Consider the following 25700-nt stretch of genomic DNA (forward strand, 5'->3'; position numbering starts at 1 on the left):
CCGCCTACCGTCCGTGTGCGAGGCGGCCGTTGTGCACGCACCGGTGAACCTCGGCGGGCCGCCCGCTGCGCACGGCGGGAAGTGCTCTTATGCTGTTCGCGTGAGTATGTCGGTGACCGTCAACGTGACCATGGACGGATCGACCGTGCTCTCGGTGCGGGGCGAGATCGACCACAGCAACGCGGCCACGCTGCGTCAGGAAATCGTCTCCGCCGCCGCCGAGCGCCGGCCGAGCACGCTGCGCGTGGACCTCGGGCTGGTCACGTTCCTCGACTCGGCGGCCGTCGGCGCCCTGGTCGCAGCCCAGCGCGAGGCCGGTGCGGAGGGCGTCCGCATGATCGTGTACCGCGCCAGCCCCTTCGTCCACCGCCAGCTGCGCATCGCGGGCGTGCACGAAATGCTCGGCGCCCCCGTGGAGCAGGACGCCGACCACATTCCGTACACCCCGTTCTAGCTCGAGCTCAGGCCCGGTTCGTGGTCGGGCTTGATGTGGCGGTCGTCGCGCAGCGGGACGTAGGGCTCTTCCTCCGGCTTCAGGCCGGCCTCGATGGCGCGCTCGCGCTCGAGTTCGGCGTCGAACTCGGCGCCGAGCAGGATCGCCATGTTCGAGATGTACAGCCAGACCAGGAACGCGATGATGCCGCCCAGGGTGCCGTAGGTCTTGTTGTACGACCCGAAGTTCGACACGTAGATCGCGAAGCCACCCGAGGCGAGCAGCCAGATGACGACCGCGAGCGCACCGCCCGGCGTGATCCAGCGGAAGCCGTGGTGGCGGGCGTTGGGCGAGGCCCAGTACAGGATGGCCAGGATCAGCATGACGACCAGCAGCAGCGCCGGCCACTTGGCGATGTCGAAGACCTGCACCGACTCCTTCGACAGGCCGACCCAGCCGCCCGCCTGCTCGGCGAACCGGCCGGTGAAGACGATGCTGAGCGCGGCCACGGCGATGAGGGTGCCGACGGCGACGGTCACGCCGAGCCGGATCGGCAGCACCTTCCAGATCGGCCGGCCCTCGGGCACGTCGTAGATGGCGTTGGAGGCGCGGATGAACGCGCCCACGTACCCCGAGGCGGTCCACACCGCGCCGAGCAGACCGACGGCGGCGAACAGGCCGGCCACGTGCGAGCCCTTCCTCAGCTCGTCGATGGCGTCGGTCATCGGCCCGGCGATCGAACCCGGGAAGAGCTGCTGGACGTTGCTCAGGACCGCCGACTGGGTCGTGCCGGTGAGCAGCAGACCGGAGAGCGACAGCAGCACCAGGATGCCGGGGAAGATGGACAGCACGCCGTAGTAGGTGAGCGCGGCCGCCCAGTCGCTGAGGTTGTCGTTGTTGAATTCCTTGACGGTCCGCTTCAGCACCTCGAACCACGAGCGCCTGCTGAGGTCGGTGGGGCTGTCGGGACCGCCCGACCTGGGGTCTTCGGACTGCTCTTCGGCGTGTTCCGGTTCAGCTGCCATGGGTCGCCACCTCCACGGTCCCTATGCCCGCGCGCGAGTGCCGGTTAACCCTCCGGCTGGACCCGTCCGGCCCTGATGAGGGCGGTTTGCACGGTGTCGACCAGTTCTGTGGCGCGGAACGGCTTGGCGATGACCGACGCGTCCTCGCCCAGGTCGATGACGGCGGCGTCGAAGTACGGCAGCCCCGACATGTACATGATCAGCGCGTCCGGGCTGCTGGCCCGCACCGCCTCGGCCACCTGCACGCCGGTGCCGTCGTTGAGCTTGAGGTCGGTGATGGCGAGGTCGACGCCCTTGGGGTGCTCGGCCAGCACGCGCTCGGCCCCGGCGAGCCCCGAGGCGGTCAGGACCTCGGCCCCGGCCCGGCTGAGCACCCGGCGCACGATCTCGCACAGGTCCGGCTCGTCGTCGACGACCAGGATGCGCAGGTGCTCGAGCATGCCACCACGATATGCCGAGCGGCGGATGCTAGCGTGCGGTTCCATGAACGGCGGAGGGCGCTCACTCGGCGACTTCGTGCGGCTCGAGCGGCCGCCGCCGCCGACTCCGGCGAGTCGCCGCCTGCGCCGCCTGCTGCTGCTGACCGCCGTGGCGACCGTGGCGGTCGACGTGATCAACCTGCAGTACTCCGCCGAGGCGGGCTTCGGCCTCGGCGTGCGCACGTTCTGGGCGGTGCTGCGCGCGATCGGCTTCCTGTTCCTGATGCGCGAGGTGCGCTTCGGCCGGCTGACCGCCCGCCCGCTGGGCCTGATCCTGGCCGTGACCACGGTGTTCGCCTCGGCCCGGCTGGTCCAGCCGAAGGAGGGCGACTTCCTGCCGCACCTGCCCGTGGTGGCCGGGCTGGTCGTCGTCGCGGTGCTGTGCGCGGCGGTGGTGTGGCAGCTGTTCCGCTCCCCGGGCATCGACGAGCACCTGACCCGGCGCAAGCCGCGGCGCGCGGTGCCGCCGTGGGCGCTCACGGCCCGGGTGGCCGCCCTGTCGTACTCCGCCCTCATGTTCGTGCCATGCCTGGTCGCGCTCGGCTCGCTGTTCGACACCCCCCGCCTGCGCCCGGAGATCTCGGTGCCGCTGGTGGTGTCGTGGTTCGTGCTGGGCCTGGTGATCGGCCTCGTCGCGGGCATCATCAGCTTCGTGACCCTGTTCGGGCACGGCTGGGCGCGGCTGCTGCTCGGCTTCATCTCGGTCTTCGTCCTGCTGGTCCAGCCGGCGCTGTGCTACCTGCTGCTGGGCTGGGACGGCCTGATCCGCGACGGCACGCCGATGGTGATCGCCGCCCTGGTCTGCCTCTACGGGCTGGGCCGATCCCGCGTGTCGCCTTCCGCGTAGAACTTGATCTTCGACTCGATCAGCTCCAGGTCGGTCTGCAGCGCGGCGATCCGGTCGAGCACCTGCTGGCGATGCGCCTCCAGCAGCACCCGGCGGTTCTCGTACGTGCCCGGCCCGATCCGGCACAGCTCCGCGTACTGCCGCATCTCCGCGATCGACATGCCGGTCGCCTTGAGCCTGGTGAGGATGCGCAGCATGCCCAGGTCCTGCTCGGAGTACCGGCGATGGCCGTTCGTGCCCCGGTCCGGCGGCGCGAGGAGGCCGGCGCGCTCGTAGTACCGCAGCGTATGGGCGGTCAGCCCGGTCTGCTCGGACACCTCGGCGATGGTGAGACCCTGCATGTTTCCCGAGTCTATTTGACTTCGAGCGCACTCTAAGGGGGAGTGTGAGGACATGCGCAACAGAAACCTCGGTGCTCTGACCACGTCCGCCCTCGGCCTGGGCTGCATGGGCATGAGCGAGTTCTACGGCCCCGGTGACGACGCCGAGTCGATCGCCACCATCCACCGCGCGCTCGACCTCGGCGTGACCCTGCTCGACACCGCCGACATGTACGGCCCGTTCACCAACGAGCAGCTCGTCGGCCGCGCCATCGCCGGCCGCCGCGACGAGGTGGTGCTCGCCACCAAGTTCGGCATCCAGCGCGAGGACGGCAACCGCCGGATCAACGGCCACCCCGACTACGTGCGGCGGGCCGTCGACGCCTCGCTGCAGCGCCTCGGCGTGGACCACATCGACCTCTACTACCAGCACCGCGTCGACCCGACCGTGCCCGTCGAGGAGACCTGGGGCGCGCTCGCCGAGGCGGTCGCCGCCGGCAAGGTGCGGCACCTGGGCATCTCGGAGGCGTCCCCGGACAGCGTCCGGCGCGCGCACGCGGTGCACCCGATCAGCGCCGGGCAGTACGAGTACTCGCTGTGGACCCGCGAGCCCGACGACGACATCCTGCCGCTGTTCCGCGAGCTCGGGATCGGGCTGGTGGCCTACAGCCCGCTCGGCCGCGGCTTCCTCAGCGGCGAGATCACCAGCCCGGACCAGTTCGGCCCGGACGACTTCCGGGCGAGCAACCCGCGCTTCCAGGGCGCGAACTTCCAGAAGAACCTGGACCTGGTGACCGAGGTCAAGCAGCTCGCCGAGGCCAAGGGCGCGACCCCGGCCCAGCTGGCCCTGGCCTGGGTCCTCGCCCAGGGCGACGACGTCGTGCCGATCCCGGGGACCAAGCGGCGCTCGTACCTCGAGCAGAACGTGGCCGCCCTGGACCTCACGCTCACCGCGGACGACCTCGCGGCCATCGAGAAACTGTCGATCGGCCGGGACGTGGCGGGGGAGCGGTACGCCGAAATGGGTTCCCTGAACAAGTGAATGCTGGCGCGCACGGGCAGGCGTCGCGTACGCTCTGCCCGTGACCGCGCGAATGAACAGTTGGTGGCCCGCCTGACCGGCGGCCATCCACTTCGCGCTATCGCGGCCGTCCTCCGAGGCGGCCGCTTTGCTTTTCCCGCAAGGGGCCGTCTCCCGAGCCCTTTGAAAGGGAAACGCCATGCTTGCTCCGTTCGCTCTCCTGCGCCGTGAAGGCCGGGACACCGTCGAGGTGCTCACCGGCCCGGTGTCCACCGTGGACACCCTGGCCGAGCTCCCCGACGAATGCCTGGCCCTGGTCCCGTTCCGGCAGGTCCGCGAGCGCGGCTTCGACTGCGTCGACGACGGGACGCCGCTGTCGGTGCTGCACATCGAGTCCCGCCGCGAGGTGCCGGTTTCCGCCCTGTGCGACGAGCTTCCGGACGTCTCCATCGAGCTGGCGAACGCGGGCTTCGACGTGAGCGACGACGAGTACGCCGGCATCGTGGAGACCGTCCTGCGCGAGGAGATCGGCCGGGGCGAGGGCTCGAACTTCGTCATCCACCGCGTCTTCGAGGCCGACCTCACCGGCGACCCGGCCGCCGCGGCGCTGACCGTCTTCCGCCGCCTGCTGACCCGCGAGCGGGGCGCGTACTGGACCTTCCTCGTGCACACCGGCACCCGGATCCTCGTCGGGGCGACGCCCGAGCGGCACGTGAGCGTGGACGGCGGCCTGGTGATGATGAACCCCATCAGCGGCACCCTGCGCGGCACCCCGGCCAAGCACGCGGTCCTCGAGTTCCTGGCCGACCGCAAGGAGATCGACGAGCTGTCGATGGTGCTGGACGAGGAACTCAAGATGATGGCCACCGTGGCCGACCTCGGCGGGCAGGTCATCGGCCCGTACCTCAAGGAGATGACGCACCTCGTCCACACCGAGTACCTGCTCGCCGGCCGCGGCTCCCGGGACGTCCGCGAGGTCCTGCGCGAGACGATGTTCGCCCCGACGGTGGTGGGCAGCCCGATCGAGAACGCCTGCCGGGTGGTGGCCCGCCACGAGCACCGGGGCCGCGGCTACTACGGCGCGGTGCTGGCCCTGCTCGGCCGGGACGATGCTGGCCGCCAGACGCTGGACGCGCCGATCCTCATCCGCACCGCCGACATTTCCGTCGAAGGCCGCCTGCGCGTCCCGGTGGGCGCGACCCTGGTGCGCCACTCCACCCCCGCGGGTGAGGTGCTGGAAACACATACCAAAGCCGCGGCGGTACTGGCGGCGCTGGGCCTCAAATCGTCCACAGTGGACGCCTCGGGGGCGGCCCCGGACGTGCGCCTGGCCGCCGACCCCGAGGTGCAGGCGGCGCTGACCGCGCGCAACGCCACGCTGTCGCCGTTCTGGCTGCAGCCGCGCGACGGCCTCGCCGCGGACCCCGCGCTCGCCGGCCGCCGCGCCCTGATCGTCGACGCCGAGGACACGTTCACCGGCATGCTGGTGCACCAGCTGCGCGTCCTGGGCCTGGACACGACGCTGGTCCGGCACGACGCCGAGTTCACCACGGCCGGCTACGACCTGCTGATCCCGGGCCCGGGCCCGGGCGACCCGCGGCAGCTGACCGACCCGAAGATGGCCCGTATGCGCGGCATCGTGGCGGAGTTGCTGGAGGCCGGCCGCCCCATGCTCGCCATCTGCCTGAGCCACCAGCTGACGGCCGGCCTGCTGGGGCTGCCGCTGCGCCGGAAGGCGTCGCCGTACCAGGGCATGCAGCGCGACATCGACCTCTTCGGCCGCCCGACCCGGGTCGGCTTCTACTCCACGTTCGCGGCCACCCACGACGCCGGCGCGCTGACCACCCCCTACGGCCCGGTGGAGGTGGCCCGCGACCCGGCCAACGGCGATGTCCACGCGCTGCGCGGCCGGACGTTCGCGAGCCTGCAGTTCCACCCGGAGTCGGTCCTCAGCCAGGACGGTCTGGACGTGCTGCGGGAATTGTTGGCTGTTCTGCTCGACCTCCCAGTGGGTACTGCATCCGAGTGAACATGGTGGTGCGCTTCGGTCGCCTGGTTGGCCGCTTCTTCCGCGGCCGCGACCTGAACCTCCACGCCGCCGCGATCACCTTCTACGGCGGGATCGCGGTCGTCCCGGTGGCGCTGCTGGCCCTCCGCCTGGCCGCCGCGCTCGCCGGGGCCGGCCGCGTGCGCCACCTGGCCGCGCCCGTGCTCGCCGCCATGCCGACCCGCATGGCGGCGGGCGCCGGGGTGCTGCTGGACGCCGGCCTCGCGATGAGCTGGTGGCTGACCCTGATCGCCCTCATCCCGGCCACCCTCTACGGCGAGGGCCTGCGCCGCGCCCTGGCCTCGCTCTCCGGCGAACCGGGCGGCGCCACCGTCGGCTGGCGCGGCCGCATCCTCGTGCTCCCGCTGATCGCCTGCGGCCCGGTCCTGGTCCTGGCCCTGCTCGCCGCGCTCGGCGCCCCGGCCCGCCACCTGCGCGCGGGCGGCTGGACGGCGGTGTGGGCGGTGGTCGTCAGCTTCCTCATCGTCTGGCTGGTTCTCAGCCCCGTGTTCATCCTCGTGTACCGCCTGATCTCCCCCCTCCGCCCCGGCTGGGCCGTCACGGCCGCCGTCGGCTCGTTCACGGCCGCGAACGTGTCCGGCTTCGCCCACGGCTTCGTGCTGTTCTGGTCGCTGCCCCTCGACCTGGGCGCCCCGTTCGGCGGCCTGGACGCGGTCGGCGCGACGGTCGCGGTCGGCCTGTGGCTGTACCTCTTCCACCTGCTCACCCTGATCGGCTACGCGGCCACCGTGCAGGCGAACCGCATGCTGCTCTTGCGCTCCGCCGCACGGTCGACAATGCTTCCGAATTAGTTTCACCTCTGTTCGTCTGTCTTCGTCTCCCCCCGCCCCTCGAGGAGCCGGCCAGTGGATCAGCTCTCGGCCCCCGCGAGCCCCGCCGCGCCCGGCCAGCGTGACCGCCGCGCGCGGCTCGCCGTCGCCGGCGCGTACCTCGTGCAGGGCTTCTGCTTCGCGGGCCTGCTCACCCAGGTCGCCAGCCTGCAGAAGCGGTTCGGCTTCGACGACACCCAGCTCTCCCTGGTCCTCCTGGCCGTCCCGGTCGTGGCCGGCATCGGCAGCGTGGTCGCGGGCCTGCTCTCCGCCCGCCTCGGCAGCTCCCCGGTCCTGCGCGCCGGCGGCCCCGGCGTCTGCGTGGCCATCACGGTCACCGGCTTCGCCGCCGAGCGCTGGCAGCTGTACCTGGCGCTGGCCCTCGTCGGCCTGATGCTCGGCCTGGTCGACGCGACGATGAACATGCAGGGCGTGGGCGTGGAGCGCCGCTACGGCCGCCCGGTCCTCAACTCCTTCCACGCGGTCTGGAGCGCCGGCGCGATTCTCGGCGCCCTGGCCACCTCCGGCACCGCGCGCCTGGACTGGTCGATCGGCGCCTCGCTGGCGACGGTGGCGGTCATCGGCGCGATCCTCGCCCTGATCGCCGGCCCCGGCCAGCTCCGCCGCACCGAGGAGGCCGCCGAGATCCCGGCCGCGACGCAGGCCGCCGCCGAGGCCTCGATCCCCTGGCGCCCGATCATCCTCATCGGCGTGGCGATGATGCTCATGTTCATCGCCGACTCGGCCGTGTCCAACTGGAGCTCGGTCTTCATCGAGAAGGCCCTGCACGCGAGCACCGCCGTGGCCGCCCTCGGCCTGGCCGCCTACCAGGCCACGATGCTGGTCGGCCGCACCGCCGGCGACCGCCTCGTGAGCCGCTTCAGCCCCACGGCGGTGGTCTCGGTCGGCGGCGTGGTCGGCGGCCTGGGCCTGCTCCTGGTGGCCGCCTCGACCACCCCGGCCCTGAGCATCGCCGCCTTCGCGGTCGTCGGACTCGGCCTGTCCCTGGTAGTGCCTCAGTCGTTCTCGGCCGCGGGCCGCCTGGACCCCGCCGGAACCGGAATCGCCATCGCACGCGTGAACCTCTTCAACTACGTCGGCTTCGTCGTCGGCGCAGGGCTGATCGGCGCAGTGGCCGAAAGTCTCTCCCTGCGCTGGGCCTTCGTCATTCCGGCGGTCATGGCCGCCGGCATCGTCGTCCTGGCGCCGTCCTTCCGGACGCACGCCCCGTCTGCGACCGCACCGGCCGCGCCCGCCGCGGCTCCGGAGGCCGCCGGCTGATCCCTGTATGTCGTGTTCCTGTGTTTCCGAGGCCGAGCCTAGCCGCGGGGTACGACATTTTTCCGGCGGCGGCGGCGCCGAGGCCTCAGGGCTGGTGGGCCGTAGCGCTGACCTTCTCCGCAGCCGCGGCCACCGAGCTGCGGGTGGTCGTGGCCAGGTTGGTCTGCTCGTGCAGCGACGCGGCCACCTCGCGCTGGGCCGTCGCGACCGCGCCCAGCCGGTCCGCCACGCCGCCGACCGCGCTCGCCGCCGCCGTCGCGCCCGCGGTGACCTGCCCGACGGTCGTCTCGATGCGGCTGGTGGCCGCGGCCGTCTGCGCCGCGAGCTCCTTGACCTCGTTGGCCACCACGCCGAAGCCCTTGCCGGCCTCCCCGGCCCGCGCGGCCTCGATCGTCGCGTTGAGCGCCAGCAGCTTGGTCTGATCGGCGACGGCCTGGATGAGCCCGGCGACCGTGGCGATGTCCGCGATCGACGTCTCCAGCTCGCTGATGACCGCCCGCGCGTGGTTGGAGTCGGTGAGCGCCGACTCGACGTCGCCGACCGCGCCCTCCACCCTGGCGTTCATCCCGGCCAGCGCGGCCTGGAAGGACTCCATCGCCGAGCCGGCCTCCGCGCCCAGCCGCACGCCGGCGTCGGCCACGTCCGCGAGCACCGTCTCCAGCCGCCGGCCGAGCTGCTCGCTGCGCTCCACCTGCTCCGCCGCGTTCGCCGCGGCCTGCTCCTCGCGCAGCGCCGCCGTCGAGGCCGCCGCGCGCAGCTGCTCCTGGTTCTCCGCCGCCAGCCGCTCGCGCTCGATGTCGGCCTCCGCGTCGGCCGCGGCCGAGAAGCGCCAGTACGTCAGCTGCGTCGCGCACATCGCCACCACGAACACGACGTGCAGCAGCGAGAACCAGACGGGATGCTCCTTGGCCTGCGGCGTGGAGTACACCATGTCGGGCATCGTCATCCCGATCGCCACGTGGTGCACCCCGACCAGCAGGACGCCCAGGAACAGCGGGACCCAGTCCTGGTACAGGCTGACCAGCCCCACCACCACGAAGAAATGGAAGTGCAGGTCGGTGAGCCCGTTCCCGGCGTGCACGAGCGCCATCGCGCCCAGCAGCAGCCCGATCGAAACCGCGACCGACCCGCCGCGCCGCGTCCGCGCGATCCCGCCCGCCATCGCGCACAGCACCACGCCGGCGATGAAGCACCAGACCAGCCAGGCCTCGCCGTGCGCGTGCTCCCCGACGACGTCGTGCCCATCCACGACGGCCAGCACGATGAGCAGGGGCGCGTGCAGCCACAGCACCACGGTCAGCGCGCGGTGCCGCGAACGGAACGCCGCGTCGCTCAGCCTGACCTTCGGCATGAGCCAGGAGAGCAGTCCGGGCATGGTCGTGGGCCCCCTACGTCCGTCGGAACACCCACTTCATCGGCAGTCCGCTGTGGATCTGTAGGGACGCGTTCACATCAGCGAGGCGTCCGCGACGAGCGCCGCCGCCGCGTCCGCACCCGGCAGCCCGTCCGTGGCAGTCCGCTGTGGATCTGTAGGGACGCGTTCACATCAGCGAGGCGTCCGCGACAAGCGCCGCCGCCGCGTCCGCACCCGGCAGCCCGTCCGTGTCCCCGGGCGCCCCGATCACCCCGGCGGCGAACCGGGACCCGAGCCAGGCCGCCCCCCGCGGCCCGATGCCCCGCAACCGAGCCCCCAGATACGCCCCCGCGAAGGCATCTCCAGCGCCAACGGGATCCACAATGTGCACCGCCGCGCTCGGTATGTGCACGGGACTTCCGTTCTCGGCAATCCAGCACCCGTCGGCGCCACCCTTGAGCACGACCTCGCCCACCCCGGCCGCCGCCGCGCGCCGGAACACCTCGCCCGGCTCCGCGGTCCCGAACAACGGCAGGGCCTCGTCGACCCCGAGCAACAGCCACGCCGTCACCGGCAGCAACTCCAGCAACAGGTCCGTCACCGGCGCCAGCCCGGGCCGCAGATTCGGATCCAGCGCCAGGTGTACCCCCGGTGCCCCCGCCACCCGCCGCACCGCCCGCCGAGGCCCGGGGCCCAGCGCCGCCGTCAGCCCGGAAACGGCCACGACGGTCGGCCCGGCGGCCAGCGCCCGCTCCGCGTCCCGCTCGTCGAGCGCCGACGCCGCCGATCCGGACCGGTAGTAGTACACCCGCCGCGCCCCGTCCCCGCGGACATCCTTGGCGAACACGCCGGTCGGCCGCCGCGGGTCCACGGCGACCAGCCCCGTCTCCACCCCGAGCTCCTCCGCGGCGCTGACGACCCGCTCCCCGAACGGATCGGCCCCGACCCGGCTGCAGAACCCGGCCCGCACCCCGGCCCGGCGGACCGCGGCCAGCAGGTTCAGCTCCGCCCCGGCCACGTGCACCGAGGCGGTCGCACACTCCGCGAGCGGCCGGCCGTCGGCGGGCTGGAAGAGCACCATCGCCTCGCCCAACCCGACCACGAACGGACTCACAGGCCCAGGTCCGTCAGAATCTCGTCCAGCGCGCCCAGGGTCCCGGCGTCGGCCTCGGTGGCGGGGGAGCGGACCGCGGTCGAGGCGATCACCCCGCGCCGGTGCAGGACGTGCTTGTGGATGGACCAGGCGATCCCCGGCTGCAGCCCGAACCGGATCAGCGGCAGCAGCCGGTTGAACGCCGCCCGCGCACCCGCCCGGTCGCCGCTCGTGAAGGCGGCGAGCACCGGAGCGAGCAGGTCCGGAAACTCGCTCGCCGGCATCGTGCCGACCGCCCCGCGCGCGTACTCCTCCAGGACGAACAGCGCGTTCTGTCCGCCCAGCACGAGAAAGTCGTCGGCCGTGGCATCGACCACGGCACCCAGCTTCGGCGCGGTCGGCTGCGTCTCGATCTTCACCGAGGTCACCCCGTCGAGCTTGGAGAGCTCCACGATCAGCGGTACCGGCAGCTGCACCCCGGTGGACGCCGGCGCGTCCTGCACCATCACCGGCAGCCCGCCCTCCGCCGCCACCGCCCCGTAGAAGTCCACGATCTGGCCCGGCGACGGCTTCACCATGAACGGCGGAATCACCATCCCGACGCCGGCCCCGCCCTCGGCCGCCGCGCGCGACTGCGCAATCGCGTCGGCGGTCCCGGTCGCCGAGATCCCCGCGATCACGGGAGTTCCGGCGGGAAGCTCCGCCACCACGGCCCGGAGAATCTGCTCCCGCTCGGGCGCGCTCAGCGAGAACCCCTCGCTCGCGAACCCGAACACGGCCACCCCGTCGACGCCGCCGCCGACCGAGAACGCCACGAGCCGGCGCAGACTGTCGAGATCGAGCCCCCCATCCTCACGAAACGGCGTGGCCAGCACCGGAATCAGACCGCGGGCATCGGACGAGCGGGTCACGGGACCTCCAAACGAGCGGTTCACTGCTTCTCCACGAGCGGGTGGGTCACTGGTCTTCCACGAGCGCGCTGATGTCGACGTCGACGCCCAGGCCCGGCGCCGTAGGCAGGGGGAACGAGCCGGGGCCGCCGGTGAGCGGCGTGGTCAGGATGCGGTTGGCGACCGGGAACGGCCCCGGCTGGAACTCGAATGCCGGCATGGCCTCGATCGCCGCCGCGACGTGCAACCCGGCTGCCAGTACCACGCCGAGCCCGACCGAATGGTGCGGCGCCACCGGCACGTGGAAGGCGGACGCCAGCTCGGCGATCGCCATGGCCTCGGTGATCCCGGTCCGGCCCACGTCGGGCTGGGCCAGATCGAGCGCGCGGGCCTGGAGCCACTGCCGGAACTCGTACCGGTGCCGCATCGTTTCGCCCACCGCCACCGGCGTGACCAGGGCCGCCGCCAGTTCTCGGTGCCCGTCCAGGTCCTCCGGCGCGAGCGGCGCCTCCAGGAACCACGCACCCCGCTCGTCCAGCGCCCGCCCGAGCCGCAGCGCGCCGGCCAGGTCGTAGGCCCAGTGCGCATCCACGGCGACCCGGATCCCGGTCGCGGCCACCGCGTCATACGCGGCGAGGTCCTCGTCAACGCCATGCCCGAGATGCAGCTTCACGTGCGTTGCACCATCTGCAAGCCACTTGCGAGCCAGCTCCGCTCGGGCCGCATTGTCGGGAACCGGCAACCCGGACACGTACGTCGGCACGGCCTGTCGGAACGCCCCTCCCAGAAGCGCGTGCACGGGGAGCCCGGCCGCCTTCCCGGCCAGATCCCACAGCGCGATGTCCACCGCGGCGAGCGCGTCGGCCTGATGCCCGCCGAGATGCCCGCGCTCGCGCATCAACCCGGAGAGCCGCGCCCACCACGGCCGCACCGCCCGCGGATCGACACCGAACGAGCCCGCGCCCGCGTGGCCCGCGCCCGCGCCCGCGTGGCCCGCGCCCGCGCCCGCGTGGCCCGCGCCCGCGCCCGCGTGGCCCGCGCCCGCGCCCGCGCCCGTGTGGCCCGGGCCCGCGCCCGTGTGGCCCGGGCCCGCGTGGCCCGCGTCCGCGCCCCCGCGGCCCGCACCCGTGTGGCCCGCACCCGTGTGGCCCGCACCCGTGTGGCCCGGGCCTGTGTGGCCCGCGTCCGCGCCCGCGCGGCCCGCACCCGTGTGGCCCGCACCGGCGCCCGCACCCGTGTCGTCCTGGCCCGCGCCCGCGCGGCCCGCACCCCTGTTGCCCGCGCCCGCGCCCGCACCCGTGTGGCCCTGGCCTGCGCCCGCGGCGCCCGCGTGGCCCGTGGCGCCCGCGTGGCCCGCGTAGCCTGCACCCGCGTAGCCCGCGTAGCCTGCGCCCGCGTAGCCCGCGCCCGCCGGCGGCAATGGGCCGGCGTCCAGCAGGATCGGGGCGATCAGCCGATCAACGATCGCCTTCGGCACCTCCGGACCGACCGGGGCCAGGCACTCGCCCCACCCCACCGTGCCGTCGTCGCAGGTCAGGCGGACGACCATGGTCTCGTAGCGGTCCGAGTACAGGCTGCGCCACGGCGGGCGCAGGTAGTAGGGGCGGTCCGAGGCCTCCCGGGTGGCCGCGCCGAGGTACACGTCCTCGCCGCGCAGCTTCACCGCCCACGTCGTCACGTCAACGATTCTCAAGCGCGCCTCCCGCGGCCAACCGTGCACGTCGCTTCCAGAATTCGACATCGGCGGCGCGGATTTTGCAAGTGATCACCACATAGCGGTTGACCGCTTGCAGCATGCGGGCTATGTTTCCGTACCACGCAACGGATTTCCAGAGAGGGATCTGATGGCCACGGATGTCGGAGGCAACCAGAGCGTCGAGCGCGCGCTGTCGATCCTGCGCGTGTTCACCGTGGGGCGCAGCGAGCTGCGGGTCTCCGACATCGCCAAGCTCGCCGATCTCGGGCTCTCCACGACCTCGCGGCTGCTGGCGACGCTCGAGGTGGCCGGGTTCGTCGACCGCGACCCGATCAGCGGGCTCTACCGGATGGGGCTGGACATCGTCAGCCTAGGCGGGGCCGTGCTCAACCTGCACCCCGTACACCGCGAGGGCCGCCAGATCGCGCAGAACCTGGCGGCCGAGGTCGGGCTCGGGGTCAACGTGGCCGTCCGGCGCGAGGGGCACCTGTTCTACCTGCTGAACTTCGAGGGCCGGCAGGCCCCGCGCTCGTTCACGCTCGCCGGGCAGCACAACCCGCTGCACGCCACCGGGCTGGGCAAGGCGCTGCTCAGCGGGATGAACCACGAGGAGCGGATGCAGGTGCTGCGGCCGGTGCTGCAGCGGGGGTACACGCCGCGCACCATCACCGACCCCGGCGAGCTGGACGCCGAGATTCGCCGGTCCCGCGCGCGGGGCTACTTCACCGAGGTCGAGGAGCTGGCGCTCGGGCGGGCCTGCCTGGCGGTGCCGATCCGCGACGGCTCGGGCGACGTGGTGGCCGCGCTGTCGGTCTCCGGGCCGCTGTCCGCCATCGACCTGCCGAACCGGGAGGCCGAGCTGGCCCGGGCGGCGATCGAGGCGGCCGACTCGATCAGCATCGGCCTGGGCTACATCGGCCCCGGCTACCAGGGCTCGGCCCACTTGTACGAAGCAAGCGTGGAAGAACCGCTGTGAGGTGGTGAGGAGATGAAGGACCGCACGTTCGGCTTCCTGCTGACGTTGCCGGCGCTCGCGCTGCTGGGCGCGGTCGTGCTGTACCCGCTGGTCGGCGCCCTGTCCACCAGCCTGTTCCACCAGAGCCTGGTGCTGCCGGGCCGCTCCTTCGCCGGGCTGGACAACTTCACCGCGGTGCTGCACCAGAACTTCTGGCCGGTCCTCGAGCACACGCTCGTGTTCACGGTCGGCTCGACGGTCGTGCCGGTGCTGATCGGGTTCGCGCTCGCGCTGGCCCTCAACAGCCGCATCCGGGGCCGGGCCGTGCTGCGCGGGCTGTTCCTGATGCCCTGGGTGATCCCCGGCGTCGTGGTGTCGTTCGTCTGGCTCTGGATCTTCAACGCGAACTACGGCCTGCTCAACGGGGTGCTCACCACCCTGCATCTGACGGACGAGCCGATCACCTGGCTCGGGCAGCCGGGCACCGCGATGGCCGCCATCATCGTGGCCAAGAGCTGGGCCAGCTTCCCGTGGATCATGGTCATGCTGCTGGCCGGGCTGCAGACGGTACCGGTGACCCTGCACGAGGCCGCGGCGCTGGACGGCGCCGGGCCGGTGGCGCGGTTCTGGCACGTGACGCTGCCGCACCTGCGCGGGATTCTCGGCATCGTCGTGCTGCTCGAGGTGATCTGGAACGTCCAGCACTTCGACATGATCTACGTGCTCACCGGGGGCGGGCCGGCCGGTTCGACGACGACGTTCGCCGTCGCCGTGTACGACACCGCGTTCAAGGCCTTCGACCTGGGCACCGCGAGCGCGCTCGGCGCCCTGTGGCTGGTGCTGATCCTCGGCCTGACCGTCGTCTACGTGCGCCTGTCCGAGCGGGGGGAGCGGGCATGACCGTGCAGGAACTCGTACGGCCCCAAACGACCCGGCCCGCTGCCGACCGGCCGCGCCGCCCCCGCCGGCCGCGGACGTTGCTGGCCGCCAGTACCGTCGCCGTCATCGGGATGTTCGCGTTCGGCCCGATCTACTGGGTGCTGGTGACCGCCCTCACCCCGACCCAGGACGTGTTCCGGTTCCCGCCCCACCTCGTGCCCGACCACATCACGTTCGAGCACTTCGGGGCCATCTTCGAGAACCCCAAGCTGCTGCGGTACCTCCTGAACTCCCTCATCGTCTCCGCGATCACGGCCGTCCTGACCGTCATCGTGTCCGCGTACACCGGATACTCGTTCGCCAAGTTCCGCTACCGCGGCCGCCGCTCGCTGATGTACCTGGTGCTCGCCTCGCAGATGTTCCCGCAGGCGCTGCTGCTGATCACGCTGTACCTCGTGTTCAGCCAGGCCGGCCTGCTCAACTCGTACCTCGCGCTGATCCTGTCGTTCACCACCTTCACGCTCCCGCTGTGCGTGTGGATGCTGAAGGGCTTCTTCGACACCATCCCCGACGAGCTCATCGAGGCGGCCAAGGTGGACGGGGCCGGCCAGGGCGCCATCATCCACCGCATCCTGCTGCCGGTGTCGCTGCCGGGACTCGTCGCGACCGGACTGTTCGCGTTCATCCGCGGCTGGAACGACTTCATCTTCGCCCTGACGCTCGCCGGCCCGGACAAGCAGACGCTCCCGCCCGGCCTGGTCAACACCTTCCTCGGCGAGTTCGAGACCGCCTGGCCCGACCTCATGGCCGCCTCACTCGTCGTCTCCCTCCCCGTCGTCATCGGCTTCACCGTGCTGCAGCGCTACCTGGTCGCCGGCCTCACGTCCGGCGCGGTCAAGGGCTGACAACGCGATACACCCCGAACACCCCGAACGAAAAGAGCCAGCCATGAGCATCACCAGACGCTCGCTCCTGAGCGCACTCGGCATCTCCGCCGGCGCCGCCGCGCTGGCCGCCTGCGCCCCGTCCACCAGCGCACCCACCCCGGCCGGCACCGAGGGGCTCAAGGACGACGGGGTCAAGGAGTTCCCGCTCACGTCCTGGTCGTACAACGAGGCCGTCACCAAGCAGCCGATGCAGGACGCCATCGACAAGTACAGCGCCGCCAACGCCGGGGTGAAGATCAGCACGCCGTCGTACCCCTACAACGACTACCTGAACCAGCTGCTGCTGCAGGTGCAGGGCGGCCGGCTCACCGGCGCGATCCAGCTCGACGTCGCCTGGCTGGCCACGCTGGCCGCGACCGGCAAGCTGCTCGACCTGAAGCCGGTGGCGAGCGGGCTGGACTACGCGCCCGCGGCGCTGAGCCTGGGCCAGTCCCAGGGCACCCAGTACGGGCTGCCGTGGACGTTCGCCGGCATCGGCCTGATCGCCAACAACGAGCTGCTCACCAGGGCCGGGGTCAGCGGCCCGCCGAAGACGGTCGCCGAGTTCGAGGCGGCCCTGACCGCGGTCAAGGGGCTCGGCAACGGCATCGTCCCGTGGGCCGGCATGACCAAGGTCGACCAGCTCAAGGACGTCATCCCGTGGATGTGGGAGTTCGGCTCGCCGATCGTGCAGGACAACAAGGTGGTGATCGGCGACGACGGCAGCGTCGAGGCGATGACCTGGTACAAGAAGCTCTACGACCAGAAGCTCATCGCGCCCGACGTGAACCGGGTCGACGCCCGGGCGCTGATGTCGCAGGGCAAGACCGCGTTCTACGAGGACGCGATCGGCGGCAAGGCGACGGTCGCGAAGTCCTCGCCGGACAAGGACCTCGGCACCAAGATGACCCCGGTCGCGCGGCCGGTCAAGAACGCCGGCGACAAGCCCCGCCACCTCGCCTGGGGCCAGGTCATCGCGGTCATGAACGGCTCCGGCGCGGCGGCCGCGGCGAACTTCGCCAAGACCGTCACGACCGACAAGGGCTACACCGTCGACTGGTTCACCAAGACCGGGCTGCCGCCGACCACGAACGCGGGGCTGGCGGACGCGACGGTGAAGAACGACAAGTTCGCCACCGACTTCACCGCCCAGATCGGCGCCAACTCCAGTGCCAGCCCCTTCTGGGTGTACCCCCAGTTCTCCCAGATGGAGAAGGTGCTGGCCGAGGAGGTGCAGGCGATCCTGATCGGCAAGAAGTCGCCCAAGGATGCCCTGACGTCGGCCCGCGACCGGATGAACGCCCTGATCAAGTGAGCCTCACCATCGCCTCCGTGGAGGCCGTCGCGCTCGCCGCCCCCTTCGCGCGGCTGTACGGCGGCGCCGACCGGGTGCCGGACTGGCTGCTGACGCCGGCATCGAGCCATCGCGTGCTGCCCCGGCTCGGGCAGTACACGACGCTGGTCCGGATCAGGACGACCGACGGGCTGGAGGGCATCGGCGAGGCCTACGGCCTGCCCGAGCCGCGGGTCACCGCGACGATCGTCGGGAGCCTGCTGGCGCCGATGCTGCTCGGGCGGGACGCGGGCGCGTCGGAGGCGCTGTGGGAGCTCATGTTCGGCGCGCAGGCCGCGGCCGGGCGGACCGGCGGCTTCTACCTGGAGGCGATCAGCGGGGTCGACCTCGCGCTGTGGGACCTGCGCGGCAAGGCCGCCGGGCTGCCGGTGCACCGGTTGCTCGGCGGGCCGGTCCGCACCACGGTGCCGGTGTACGCCTCGCCGGTCCCGTTCCTGCCGTCCACAGTGGAGTCGGCCGAGCACGCACTGTCCTTCGTGGACGCCGGGTTCCGCGCGGTGAAGCTCAAGCTGGGCCGGGGCTTCGACACCGACGTCGCCCACGCGGCGGCGGTGGCTGCGGCGCTGGGCGGCAAGGCCGCGCTGAAGGTGGACCTGAACTGCGCGTACGACGTGAAGACGGCGATCCGGCTCGGGCTCGCGCTGGAGGACCTGGGCGTGCGCTGGCTGGAGGAGCCCCTGGCGACGGATGACGTCGCGGGGCTGGCCGAGGTGCGCGCGGCCGTGCGGATCCCGGTCGTGACGGGCGAGAGCGAGTTCAGCCGGTACCGCTACCGGGATTTCCTGATGCAGCGGGCGGTGGACGTCGTCATGCCGAACCTGGCCCGGGCCGGCGGCATCACCGAGGCGCGGCGGATCGCGGCGCTCTGCTCGGCCTTCCATGTGGACGTCTCGCCGCACGGCGTCGGCTCCGCGGTCGGCGTCGCGGCCGCGCTGCAGTTCGCCGCGGCCACCCCGAACGTGCCGGTCTACGAGTACAACCGGCTGCCCAACCCGCTGCGCGACGACCTCGCCGCGTTCGAGCTGCGCGACGGCGAGCTGGTCGTGCCGGACGGGCCCGGGCTCGGCATCGCGCTCGACGAGGAGGAGATCGTGCGGTACGAGGTGTTCCGTGCCTGACCTCGCGGTGGTCACGGGCGCGGCCGGGGGACTCGGCGCGGCGATCGCCGCCCGGCTGTCCGCCGACGGCTTCGCGGTGCGCGGGGTGGACCGGGCCGACGGCGACCTGACCACGGAGGACGGGGTGGCCGCCGCGTTCGCCGGGCTCGCCGCGGTGCGGGTCCTCGTGCACTGCGCGGGCATCACGGCCGGGGCGCCCGCGCACGAGACGTCGCTGCGGGACTGGCACGCGGTGCTCGACACCAACCTCACCTCGGCGTTCCTGTGCGCCCGCGCGGTACTGCCGGGCATGATGGCGGCCGGCCGCGGCGTCGTCGTGACGATCGGCTCGATCCACGGCCGGGCCCACTTCCCGGCGCTGCCCGCGTACGCGGCGTCGAAGGCCGGCCTCACCGCGTTCACCCGCCAGCTCGCGGTGGACTACGGCCGGTACGGCATCCGCGCGGTCACGATCTCGCCGGCCTGGGTCCGCACCCCGGACACCGAGACGCGGGTGGCGGACCCGGACGACCTGGCCCGCCTGGCCGAGACCCAGCGGCTCGGCACGCCGCACGACGTGGCGGCCGCCGTGTCGTACGTGGTCTCCGACGCCGCCGCCCTGCTCACCGGCACCGAGCTCGTGCTCGACGGCGGCGCGGGCGCGGTGCAGCCGGCCGCGCTGCTGCGCCCCGGCCCGCGCGCCAAGCTCGGCCTGCCACCGCTGCGGGAGACCGGCGAGGACACGCCATGACCTTCGACATGACCTTCGACATGACCTTCGACGACGTCCTGCGCGGGCGCCGCCTGGTCGCCATCCTCCGCGGCGTACCGGTGGAGCGCGCGCTGGAGCTGGCCCGTGCGGTGTGGGCCAGCGGGGCCGGCCTCGTGGAGGTACCGGTGCAGACGCCGGAGGCCCTCGCGTGCCTGCGGGCCCTCGCCGACGCCGCGCCCGCGGGGGAGGTGGTAGGGGCGGGCACCGTGCGCAGCCCGGCGCAGGTCGAGCAGGCCCGCGCGGCCGGTGCGGGCTTCACCGTCGCGCCCGGCCTCGACCTCGACGTGCTGCGGGCCAGCCACGACGCCGGGCTGCCGCACCTGCCCGGCGTGGCCACCGCCACCGAGGTGCATCACGCGCTCAACGCCGGCTGCACCTGGCTCAAGGCGTTCCCGGCGGGCGCCCTCGGCCCGCGCTGGATCGCCGAGATGCGCGGCCCGTTCCCGCAGGCGCGGTTCGTGGCCACCGGGGGCGTCGACGCGTCCAACGCCCGTGACTTCTTCGCCGCGGGCGCGGGGGCCCTCGGCGTCGGCGGCGCGGTCACCCGCGAGGGCGGCCTCGCCGCACTGCTGGAGCTTCTGCCGTCCGATTGAAGGAGGAACCGATGCGCCGCCTCGCAACCGTCCTCGTCACCGCCGCCCTGATCCTGACCCCGGCCGCCGTCGCCCATGCCGATCCCACCGGCACCGGCTGGACGCTGGTCTTCTCCGACGACTTCAACGCGTCCACCGTGGACACCGCGAAGTGGAACTACCGCACCGACAGCAAGGCCTACAGCACCCAGCGCCCCGAGAACGTCTCCGAGTCCGGCGGGAACCTGAACATCGCCCTCAAGCAGGAGACCTTCGGCGGCAAGGACTACACCGGGGGCGGGGTCGTGTCGAAACAGGCGCTGCGGTACGGCTACTACGAGACCCGCGCCAAGCTCAACGACGGCGCCGGCTGGCACAGCAGCTTCTGGATCATGTCCGGCGACGGCGCGACGACGTTCCCGGCCTCGCAGCGCACCGAGATCGACGCGTTCGAGATCGACTCGATCACGCCGAACCGCATCCACCACGGCGTGCTGACGTGGAAGGGCAACGGGGTGTCGGCCGGCAAGTCGTACGGCACCACCTACAACAGTTCCACAGTGGACACCCGGCAGTGGCACACGTACGGGCTGGACTGGTCCGAGACGAGCGCGCGGTTCTATGTGGACGGTGCGCTGGCCTACACCGCGCCGTACCTGCCGAGCGACTGGACGCACGACTACACGAACATCTGGCTCACGAGCATCGCGTACGGCTCGGTCCCGGACGCGGCGAAGCTGCCGGCGACGGTGCAGTTCGACTACGTGCGGTACTGGCAGAAGGACTACTACGTCGACAACGACGGCCCGGCGGCGTACGGGTACTCGGAGACCGGCACCTGGGCGGACTCCACGCTGACCGGCTGGACGGTGGCCTCGCCGACCCGCTGGTCGGCGTGCGGCGCGGCCGGCAACACGGCGACCTGGCGGCCCAACCTCCGCGCGGCCGGCACCTACCAGGTCTACTACTACAAGGTCGCGGCCGCGAACAGCGACCCGGCCACCCGCCTGGACGTCGTGCACTCCGGGACGACCTCCACCACGGCGGTCGACGGCACGTCGGGCCCGGCGGGCTGGGTGAGCCTCGGGACGTACACCTTCGGCTCCGGCACTTCGGGATCGGTGAAGCTCACCAGCTCCGGCTCCGGCTGCGCCCGCGCGGACGCGGTGAAGTTCGTGCGGGTCTGAGCGCCGGGGGGCCCGCCGCCGAGCGGGCCCCCCGGGCGCCGTTCAGCCCAGGTGGACCGGGGTCACCTCGGCCGCGTCGGGCTTGACGTTGCGCACCATCGTGATGACCAGGATCGTGGCCACCGCCAGGAGCACGGCGCTCGCGGTGAACGCCACGTTGTACCCGTGGATCGCCGCGTGGGCCTGGGTCAGCGGGGAGCCCGCCGTGGCCGCACGGTCCGCGATGAAGCCGGTCACCGCCGTGGTGAAGATGGTGTTGAGCAGGGCGGTGCCGAGCGAGCCGCCCACCTGCTGGGTCGTGTTCACCATCGCGCTGGCCACGCCGGCGTCGTGGTTGGCGATGCCGGCCAGGGCCAGGCTCGACATCGGCACGAAGACCAGGCCCATGCCCAGGCTCATCGCCACGAACGCCGGCAGGATGCTCACCGCGTAGCTCGAGTCGAGGTCGAGGCGGGTCAGCCAGATCATCGACGCGGTGGCGAGCACGCCGCCGACCGACATGAGGACCTTCGGGCCGGTGCGGGGCAGCAGGCGCGAGGCGATGACCGCGGCGGCGATGATGCCGCCCGAGAACGGCATGTACGCCACGCCGCTCTTCAGGGCCGACCAGCCCATGGTCTGCTGCAGGTAGAACGTCATGAACAGGAACATGCCGAGCATGCCGGCCCCGAGCAGGATCGAGACCAGGTAGGACGCGCCGCGGTTGCGGTCGAAGAGCACGCGCAGCGGCAGCAGCGGGTGCTTGGTGCGCGACTCCCAGTACAGGAACGCGCCCAGCAGCACGACCGCCGAGGCCAGCCAGGAGATGGTCACGCCCGAGCTCCAGCCGTCGGTCGCCGCCTTGGTGAAGCCGTAGACCAGCGCCACCTGCCCGGCCGTGGCCAGGATCGCGCCCGGGATGTCGTACCGCGTGTCGCCCGACGCCTTGCTCTCGCGCACCAGCGGGACGGCGGCCACGAACGCGAGGATCGCGATCGGGATGTTCACGAGCAGGCACCAGCGCCAGTCCGCGTACTCCGTCAGCACACCGCCGGCGAGCAGGCCGATCGCGGCGCCGCCGCCGGAGATGCCGCCGAACACGCCGAACGCCTTGGCGCGCTCCTTGGCCTCGGTGAACGTCACGGTGATGAGCGACAGGGCGGCCGGGGCGAGCAGGGCGCCGAACAGGCCCTGCAGGCCGCGGGCGGCGAACAGGGTGCCCGCGTTCACCGCGGCGCCGCCCAGCGCCGAGGCGCCCGCGAAGCCGAGCAGGCCGATGAGGAACGTGCGCTTGCGGCCGAAGTAGTCGGCGATCCGCCCGCCGAGCAGCAGCAGGCCGCCGAAGGTGAGCGTGTACGCCGTGACGATCCACTGCCGGTCGGCCGTCGAGATGTCCAGCGCCTGCTGGGCCGACGGCAGCGCGATGTTCACGATCGTCGCGTCGAGCACGACCATGAGCTGCGCGACGGCGATGACGGCGAGCGCGAGCCAGCGCCGTCGATCAGGCTGTACCAAGGAAGGCTGTACCAAAGAAGATGATTTAACGGATATGTCAGGAGTCAGGACAGCATCGTTCGCCACGTGGCAAACCCCCAGTGAAGTCTTCAGCCCCGCTGAAGAATCGGCATCAACACACCGTCGACCAGCCGCTCGACGAACTCCTCGTCGAGGGGGCCGCTCTGCCACATGCGGCGGCTCGTGACCATCGCATGCAGGACCTCGTGCAGCAGGTCCGCGGAGGTCCCGGGAGGAACCTCGCCGCGGGCGGCCGCACGTTCGAGCATCGACTCGTACATGCCGTGCTTGGTCGAGTACGCACATCGGTACATGACCTCGGCCAGCTCCGCGTGGTGCGTCGCCGCCGTCAGCAGCCCGGTGAACACCGCGCCGTCCGGCCCGCACGCGGCCGCGCACACGGCGGTGAGCTGCGCGAACAGGTCGCCGCGGAGGGAGCCCGTGTCGGGGGGCTGCGCTGCCCCGCCGTACCGGTGCTCGACCGCCTCCATGACCAGCTCCGGCTTGCTCGGCCAGCCGCGGTAGATGGTCGCCTTGCTCGCACGGGCCCGCGCGGCGACGGCGTCCATCGTCATCCGGTCGTAGCCGACCTCGCCGAGCAGCTCGAACACCGCGTCGCAGATGGCGGCGCGGCGGTCGGCCTTGGTGGAGGTCGCGGTCACGAGTCCGAACCTAGCGCGCGGTTCCAGCGAAACGAAACCGTTTCGTACACCTAATGTGTGAGCGCCGCCACACCGAAAGTTTCATGGGGTGTTCCCAGGTGGAAGGCCCTGCGGTGAACGGATCGTTGACGTCCGGGAGCGCTCCCGCGCAGCTTGATCGGGCCAGAACTGCCCACATCTCCACAGAGGAGCACCAGGATGAGGCGGAAGCTCGCCATCGTCTCGATCGCCGCTGTCGCGGCAACCGGCGGCGCGATAGCCGTCATGCAACCCGCTTCGGCCGCGACCGGCTGCAGCGTGAAGTACACCGTGACGAACCAGTGGCCGGGGGGCTTCGGCGCCTCGGTCGAGCTCACCAACACCGGCGACGCGCTGACCAGCTGGAACATCGGCTGGGACTTCGTGGCCGGGCAGGGCATCCAGCAGATGTGGTCGGCCGTCCCGACCGTCTCCGGCCTGCACGTCACGGCGAAGAACGAGAGCTACAACGGCGCCGTCCCGGCCGGTGGCAAGGTCTCGTTCGGCTTCAACGGCACCTGGACCACCGCCAACCCGGTCCCGGGCGCCTTCACCCTCAACGGCGCCGCCTGCAACGGCGGCACCACCGCCAACCAGGCCCCGTCGGTGAGCCTCACCAGCCCCGCCGCCGGTGCCTCCTTCACCGCCCCGGCCACGGTCGCCATCGCGGCCAACGCCTCCGACGCCGACGGCACGATCGCCAAGGTCGAGTTCTACAACGGATCGACCCTCCTCGGTACCGACACCAGCGCGCCCTACGCCTTCTCCTGGACCGGCGTCGCCGCGGGCACGTACTCGGTCACCGCCAAGGCCTACGACAACGCGGGCCTCTCCACCGCCAGCACCGCCGTGCCGGTCACGGTCACCGCGGGCGGCGGCACCGGCGCCCCGAGCGTCGCCCTGACCAGCCCGACCGCCGGCTCGTCGTTCACCGCCCCGGCCACCGTCGCGCTCGCCGCGACGGCGTCGGACAGCGACGGTACCGTCGCCAAGGTCGACTTCTACAACGGCACCACGCTGCTCGGCACCGACACCTCCGCCCCCTACACCTGGTCCTGGACGGGCGTCGCGGCCGGCAGCTACACGGTCTCCGCCAAGGCCACGGACAACGCCGGCAACAGCACGAGCAGCAGCGGTACCGCCATCACGGTCACCTCCGGCACCAGCACCCCGGACACCCACGTCGACAACCCCTACGTCGGCGCCAAGGGCTACGTGAACGCGGACTGGTCGACCAAGGCGGCCGCCGAGCCGGGCGGCAGCAAGATCGCCGGCACCTCCACCGCCATCTGGATCGACCGGATCGCCGCCATCGCCGGCTCCAGCTCCAGCAAGGGCGTGCGCGAGCACCTCGACGCCGCCCTCGCGCAGGCCGCCGGCGGGGTTCCGGTCGTCGTGCAGTTCGTCGTGTACGACCTGCCGAACCGCGACTGCGCCGCCCTCGCCTCCAACGGCGAGCTCAAGGTCAAGGAGAACGGGCTCGCGCGGTACAAGAGCGAGTTCATCGACCCGATCGCGGCCATCATGACCGACGCGAAGTACAACAGCCTGCGCATCGTCAACGTGGTCGAGGACGACTCCCTGCCGAACCTGGTCACCAACCTCGGCATCGCGAACTGCGCCGAGGCGAACACCAGCGGCGCCTACGTGCAGGGCATCCAGTACGCGCTGAACAAGCTGCACAAGGCCAACATCTACAACTACCTCGACATCGGCCACCACGCGTGGCTCGGCTGGGACTCCAACTTCGGCCCGGCCGTCACCCTGCTCGCCAACACCGTGAAGGGCACCACCGCCGGCTTCAACTCCGTCGACGGCTTCATCTCCAACACGGCGAACTACTCCTCGCTGACCGAGCCGTACTTCACGGTCAACACCCAGGTCGGCGGCAACACGATCCGGCAGTCGAAGTGGGTCGACTGGAACATGTACGTCGACGAGCTCAGCTTCACCCAGGCGTTCCGCAACGCCCTCGTCACCGCGGGCTTCCCGGCGACGCTGGGCATGCTCATCGACACCTCGCGCAACGGCTGGGGCGGCACCGCCCGGCCCGCCGGCCCGAGCACCTCGACCGACGTGAACACGTTCGTCAACACCAGCCGCATCGACCGGCGCATCCACGCCGGCAACTGGTGCAACCAGAGCGGCGCCGGCATGGGCGAGCGGCCGCGGGCCACCCCGGCCACCGGCATCGACGCCTACGTCTGGATCAAGCCCCCGGGCGAGTCCGACGGCTCCAGCACCGCGATCAGCAACGACGAGGGCAAGGGCTTCGACCGGATGTGCGACCCGACGTACACCGGCAACACCCTCAACGGCAACAACCTGACCGGCGCGCTGCCCGGCGCCCCGATCTCCGGCGCCTGGTTCTCGGCCCAGTTCCAGCAGCTGATGACCAACGCCTACCCGGCCCTGTAACGCAAGACAGTGTGACAAACCTGCGGGCCCCGGCGGTACGCGCCGGGGCC

At 72.0% G+C, this 25700-nt stretch carries 24 protein-coding genes; 15 read left to right on the forward strand and 9 right to left on the reverse strand.

Annotated features, from left to right (window positions below):
- The first annotated feature begins 106 nt into the window (after positions 1–106).
- Entirely contained in the window at positions 107–454 is a 348-nt protein-coding gene (locus tag ACQPZ4_RS10240) for an STAS domain-containing protein (protein ID WP_433066433.1), read from the forward strand.
- Here the strand turns inward: ACQPZ4_RS10240 and ACQPZ4_RS10245 are convergent.
- Together ACQPZ4_RS10245 and ACQPZ4_RS10250 are read right to left on the reverse strand one after the other, a co-directional pair.
- On the reverse strand, positions 451–1458 hold the full coding sequence (locus ACQPZ4_RS10245; RefSeq protein ID WP_433058241.1) for a YihY/virulence factor BrkB family protein: 1008 nt from the start codon (positions 1456–1458) through the stop codon (positions 451–453). The genes ACQPZ4_RS10240 and ACQPZ4_RS10245 overlap by 4 nt on opposite strands.
- A 44-nt stretch (positions 1459–1502) precedes the next feature.
- Entirely contained in the window at positions 1503–1898 is a 396-nt protein-coding gene (locus ACQPZ4_RS10250; protein WP_433058243.1) for a response regulator, read from the reverse strand.
- A gap of 43 nt (positions 1899–1941) precedes the next feature.
- On the opposite strand from ACQPZ4_RS10250, the gene ACQPZ4_RS10255 reads away from it, so the two are divergent.
- Positions 1942–2784, forward strand: coding sequence for a hypothetical protein (locus ACQPZ4_RS10255; protein WP_433058244.1), 843 nt, complete (start codon positions 1942–1944; stop codon positions 2782–2784).
- On the opposite strand, the gene ACQPZ4_RS10260 is transcribed toward ACQPZ4_RS10255, so the two are convergent.
- On the reverse strand, positions 2745–3125 hold the full coding sequence (locus tag ACQPZ4_RS10260; RefSeq protein WP_433058246.1) for a MerR family transcriptional regulator: 381 nt from the start codon (positions 3123–3125) through the stop codon (positions 2745–2747). The two genes, ACQPZ4_RS10255 and ACQPZ4_RS10260, sit on opposite strands and share 40 nt — an antisense overlap.
- A 52-nt stretch (positions 3126–3177) precedes the next feature.
- On the opposite strand from ACQPZ4_RS10260, the gene ACQPZ4_RS10265 reads away from it, so the two are divergent.
- The 4 genes from ACQPZ4_RS10265 to ACQPZ4_RS10280 all read left to right on the forward strand — a co-directional run bounded on the left by ACQPZ4_RS10265 (position 3178) and on the right by ACQPZ4_RS10280 (position 8283).
- Complete coding sequence (locus ACQPZ4_RS10265) at positions 3178–4146, forward strand: aldo/keto reductase (protein WP_433058248.1); 969 nt, start codon at positions 3178–3180, stop codon at positions 4144–4146.
- 178 nt (positions 4147–4324) lie between these two features.
- Positions 4325–6154: an anthranilate synthase family protein gene (locus ACQPZ4_RS10270; protein WP_433058249.1), complete on the forward strand. Its 1830-nt coding sequence runs from the start codon at positions 4325–4327 to the stop codon at positions 6152–6154.
- A 2-nt stretch (positions 6155–6156) separates the two neighbouring features.
- Positions 6157–6984 carry a YhjD/YihY/BrkB family envelope integrity protein gene (locus ACQPZ4_RS10275; RefSeq protein ID WP_433066436.1) on the forward strand — a complete coding sequence of 276 codons (828 nt, stop codon included), beginning with the start codon at positions 6157–6159 and terminating at the stop codon, positions 6982–6984.
- Between the two features lie 54 nt (positions 6985–7038).
- Positions 7039–8283, forward strand: coding sequence for an MFS transporter (locus ACQPZ4_RS10280; RefSeq protein WP_433058250.1), 1245 nt, complete (start codon positions 7039–7041; stop codon positions 8281–8283).
- Between the two features lie 85 nt (positions 8284–8368).
- Here the strand turns inward: ACQPZ4_RS10280 and ACQPZ4_RS10285 are convergent, their stop codons facing one another.
- The 4 genes from ACQPZ4_RS10285 to ACQPZ4_RS10300 form a co-directional block, all read right to left on the reverse strand.
- The gene (locus tag ACQPZ4_RS10285; RefSeq protein WP_433058252.1) at positions 8369–9658 is read right to left on the reverse strand and encodes a methyl-accepting chemotaxis protein; all 1290 of its coding nucleotides are present in this window, start codon (positions 9656–9658) and stop codon (positions 8369–8371) included.
- Positions 9659–9824: 166 nt separating this feature from the next.
- Positions 9825–10751 carry a sugar kinase gene (locus ACQPZ4_RS10290; RefSeq protein ID WP_433058254.1) on the reverse strand — a complete coding sequence of 309 codons (927 nt, stop codon included), beginning with the start codon at positions 10749–10751 and terminating at the stop codon, positions 9825–9827.
- Positions 10748–11641, reverse strand: a complete 894-nt coding sequence (locus ACQPZ4_RS10295; RefSeq protein ID WP_433058256.1) for a dihydrodipicolinate synthase family protein — start codon at positions 11639–11641, stop codon at positions 10748–10750. Before ACQPZ4_RS10295 ends, ACQPZ4_RS10290 begins: the two co-directional genes overlap by 4 nt.
- 46 nt (positions 11642–11687) lie before the next feature.
- Positions 11688–13298 carry a mandelate racemase/muconate lactonizing enzyme family protein gene (locus ACQPZ4_RS10300; RefSeq protein ID WP_433058258.1) on the reverse strand — a complete coding sequence of 537 codons (1611 nt, stop codon included), beginning with the start codon at positions 13296–13298 and terminating at the stop codon, positions 11688–11690.
- 166 nt (positions 13299–13464) lie between these two features.
- Here ACQPZ4_RS10300 and ACQPZ4_RS10305 point away from each other — a divergent pair, with 166 nt between their 5' ends.
- The 8 genes from ACQPZ4_RS10305 to ACQPZ4_RS10340 are packed head-to-tail and all read left to right on the forward strand — an operon-like array spanning position 13465 to position 21058.
- Positions 13465–14292 (forward strand): IclR family transcriptional regulator, encoded by an 828-nt coding sequence (locus tag ACQPZ4_RS10305; RefSeq protein ID WP_433058260.1) that lies wholly within the window; start codon positions 13465–13467, stop codon positions 14290–14292.
- Between the two features lie 12 nt (positions 14293–14304).
- The gene (locus ACQPZ4_RS10310) at positions 14305–15171 is read left to right on the forward strand and encodes a carbohydrate ABC transporter permease (protein WP_433058262.1); all 867 of its coding nucleotides are present in this window, start codon (positions 14305–14307) and stop codon (positions 15169–15171) included.
- Complete coding sequence (locus tag ACQPZ4_RS10315) at positions 15168–16055, forward strand: carbohydrate ABC transporter permease (protein WP_433058264.1); 888 nt, start codon at positions 15168–15170, stop codon at positions 16053–16055. Before ACQPZ4_RS10310 ends, ACQPZ4_RS10315 begins: the two co-directional genes overlap by 4 nt.
- Before the next feature lie 43 nt (positions 16056–16098).
- A complete protein-coding gene (locus tag ACQPZ4_RS10320) occupies positions 16099–17391 on the forward strand; it encodes an ABC transporter substrate-binding protein (protein WP_433058266.1) in 1293 nt (430 codons plus the stop codon).
- On the forward strand, positions 17388–18548 hold the full coding sequence (locus ACQPZ4_RS10325; RefSeq protein ID WP_433058268.1) for a mandelate racemase/muconate lactonizing enzyme family protein: 1161 nt from the start codon (positions 17388–17390) through the stop codon (positions 18546–18548). Before ACQPZ4_RS10320 ends, ACQPZ4_RS10325 begins: the two co-directional genes overlap by 4 nt.
- Complete coding sequence (locus tag ACQPZ4_RS10330) at positions 18541–19278, forward strand: SDR family NAD(P)-dependent oxidoreductase (protein ID WP_433058270.1); 738 nt, start codon at positions 18541–18543, stop codon at positions 19276–19278. Before ACQPZ4_RS10325 ends, ACQPZ4_RS10330 begins: the two co-directional genes overlap by 8 nt.
- Positions 19275–19892, forward strand: coding sequence for a bifunctional 4-hydroxy-2-oxoglutarate aldolase/2-dehydro-3-deoxy-phosphogluconate aldolase (locus ACQPZ4_RS10335; RefSeq protein WP_433058272.1), 618 nt, complete (start codon positions 19275–19277; stop codon positions 19890–19892). Before ACQPZ4_RS10330 ends, ACQPZ4_RS10335 begins: the two co-directional genes overlap by 4 nt.
- Before the next feature lie 11 nt (positions 19893–19903).
- A complete protein-coding gene (locus tag ACQPZ4_RS10340; protein WP_433058273.1) occupies positions 19904–21058 on the forward strand; it encodes a family 16 glycosylhydrolase in 1155 nt (384 codons plus the stop codon).
- A gap of 42 nt (positions 21059–21100) precedes the next feature.
- Here ACQPZ4_RS10340 and ACQPZ4_RS10345 read toward each other — a convergent pair whose 3' ends face one another.
- Both ACQPZ4_RS10345 and ACQPZ4_RS10350 read right to left on the reverse strand, forming a co-directional pair.
- A complete protein-coding gene (locus tag ACQPZ4_RS10345; RefSeq protein WP_433058275.1) occupies positions 21101–22552 on the reverse strand; it encodes an MFS transporter in 1452 nt (483 codons plus the stop codon).
- A gap of 89 nt (positions 22553–22641) precedes the next feature.
- On the reverse strand, positions 22642–23214 hold the full coding sequence (locus tag ACQPZ4_RS10350) for a TetR/AcrR family transcriptional regulator (protein ID WP_433058277.1): 573 nt from the start codon (positions 23212–23214) through the stop codon (positions 22642–22644).
- Positions 23215–23412: 198 nt separating this feature from the next.
- Between ACQPZ4_RS10350 and ACQPZ4_RS10355 the strand changes: the two genes are divergently transcribed.
- On the forward strand, positions 23413–25650 hold the full coding sequence (locus tag ACQPZ4_RS10355) for a glycoside hydrolase family 6 protein (RefSeq protein ID WP_433058279.1): 2238 nt from the start codon (positions 23413–23415) through the stop codon (positions 25648–25650).
- Positions 25651–25700: the final 50 nt, after the last annotated feature.

The sequence above is a fragment of the Dactylosporangium sp. CS-033363 genome (genome assembly GCF_050942475.1).
Taxonomy (GTDB): domain Bacteria; phylum Actinomycetota; class Actinomycetes; order Mycobacteriales; family Micromonosporaceae; genus Dactylosporangium.

Excerpts from the sequence above, each read along its gene's own strand:
- ACQPZ4_RS10250 (WP_433058243.1), bottom strand. The coding sequence starts at position 1,898 with ATGCTCGAGCACCTGCGCATCCTGGTCGTCGACGACGAGCCGGACCTG.
- ACQPZ4_RS10315 (WP_433058264.1), top strand. The coding sequence starts at position 15,168 with ATGACCGTGCAGGAACTCGTACGGCCCCAAACGACCCGGCCCGCTGCC.
- ACQPZ4_RS10310 (WP_433058262.1), top strand. The coding sequence starts at position 14,305 with ATGAAGGACCGCACGTTCGGCTTCCTGCTGACGTTGCCGGCGCTCGCG.
- ACQPZ4_RS10335 (WP_433058272.1), top strand. The coding sequence starts at position 19,275 with ATGACCTTCGACATGACCTTCGACATGACCTTCGACGACGTCCTGCGC.
- ACQPZ4_RS10340 (WP_433058273.1), top strand. The coding sequence starts at position 19,904 with ATGCGCCGCCTCGCAACCGTCCTCGTCACCGCCGCCCTGATCCTGACC.
- ACQPZ4_RS10275 (WP_433066436.1), top strand. The coding sequence starts at position 6,157 with ATGGTGGTGCGCTTCGGTCGCCTGGTTGGCCGCTTCTTCCGCGGCCGC.
- ACQPZ4_RS10285 (WP_433058252.1), bottom strand. The coding sequence starts at position 9,658 with ATGCCCGGACTGCTCTCCTGGCTCATGCCGAAGGTCAGGCTGAGCGAC.
- ACQPZ4_RS10305 (WP_433058260.1), top strand. The coding sequence starts at position 13,465 with ATGGCCACGGATGTCGGAGGCAACCAGAGCGTCGAGCGCGCGCTGTCG.
- ACQPZ4_RS10270 (WP_433058249.1), top strand. The coding sequence starts at position 4,325 with ATGCTTGCTCCGTTCGCTCTCCTGCGCCGTGAAGGCCGGGACACCGTC.
- ACQPZ4_RS10240 (WP_433066433.1), top strand. The coding sequence starts at position 107 with ATGTCGGTGACCGTCAACGTGACCATGGACGGATCGACCGTGCTCTCG.
- ACQPZ4_RS10355 (WP_433058279.1), top strand. The coding sequence starts at position 23,413 with ATGAGGCGGAAGCTCGCCATCGTCTCGATCGCCGCTGTCGCGGCAACC.
- ACQPZ4_RS10265 (WP_433058248.1), top strand. The coding sequence starts at position 3,178 with ATGCGCAACAGAAACCTCGGTGCTCTGACCACGTCCGCCCTCGGCCTG.
- ACQPZ4_RS10255 (WP_433058244.1), top strand. The coding sequence starts at position 1,942 with ATGAACGGCGGAGGGCGCTCACTCGGCGACTTCGTGCGGCTCGAGCGG.
- ACQPZ4_RS10260 (WP_433058246.1), bottom strand. The coding sequence starts at position 3,125 with ATGCAGGGTCTCACCATCGCCGAGGTGTCCGAGCAGACCGGGCTGACC.
- ACQPZ4_RS10320 (WP_433058266.1), top strand. The coding sequence starts at position 16,099 with ATGAGCATCACCAGACGCTCGCTCCTGAGCGCACTCGGCATCTCCGCC.
- ACQPZ4_RS10245 (WP_433058241.1), bottom strand. The coding sequence starts at position 1,458 with ATGGCAGCTGAACCGGAACACGCCGAAGAGCAGTCCGAAGACCCCAGG.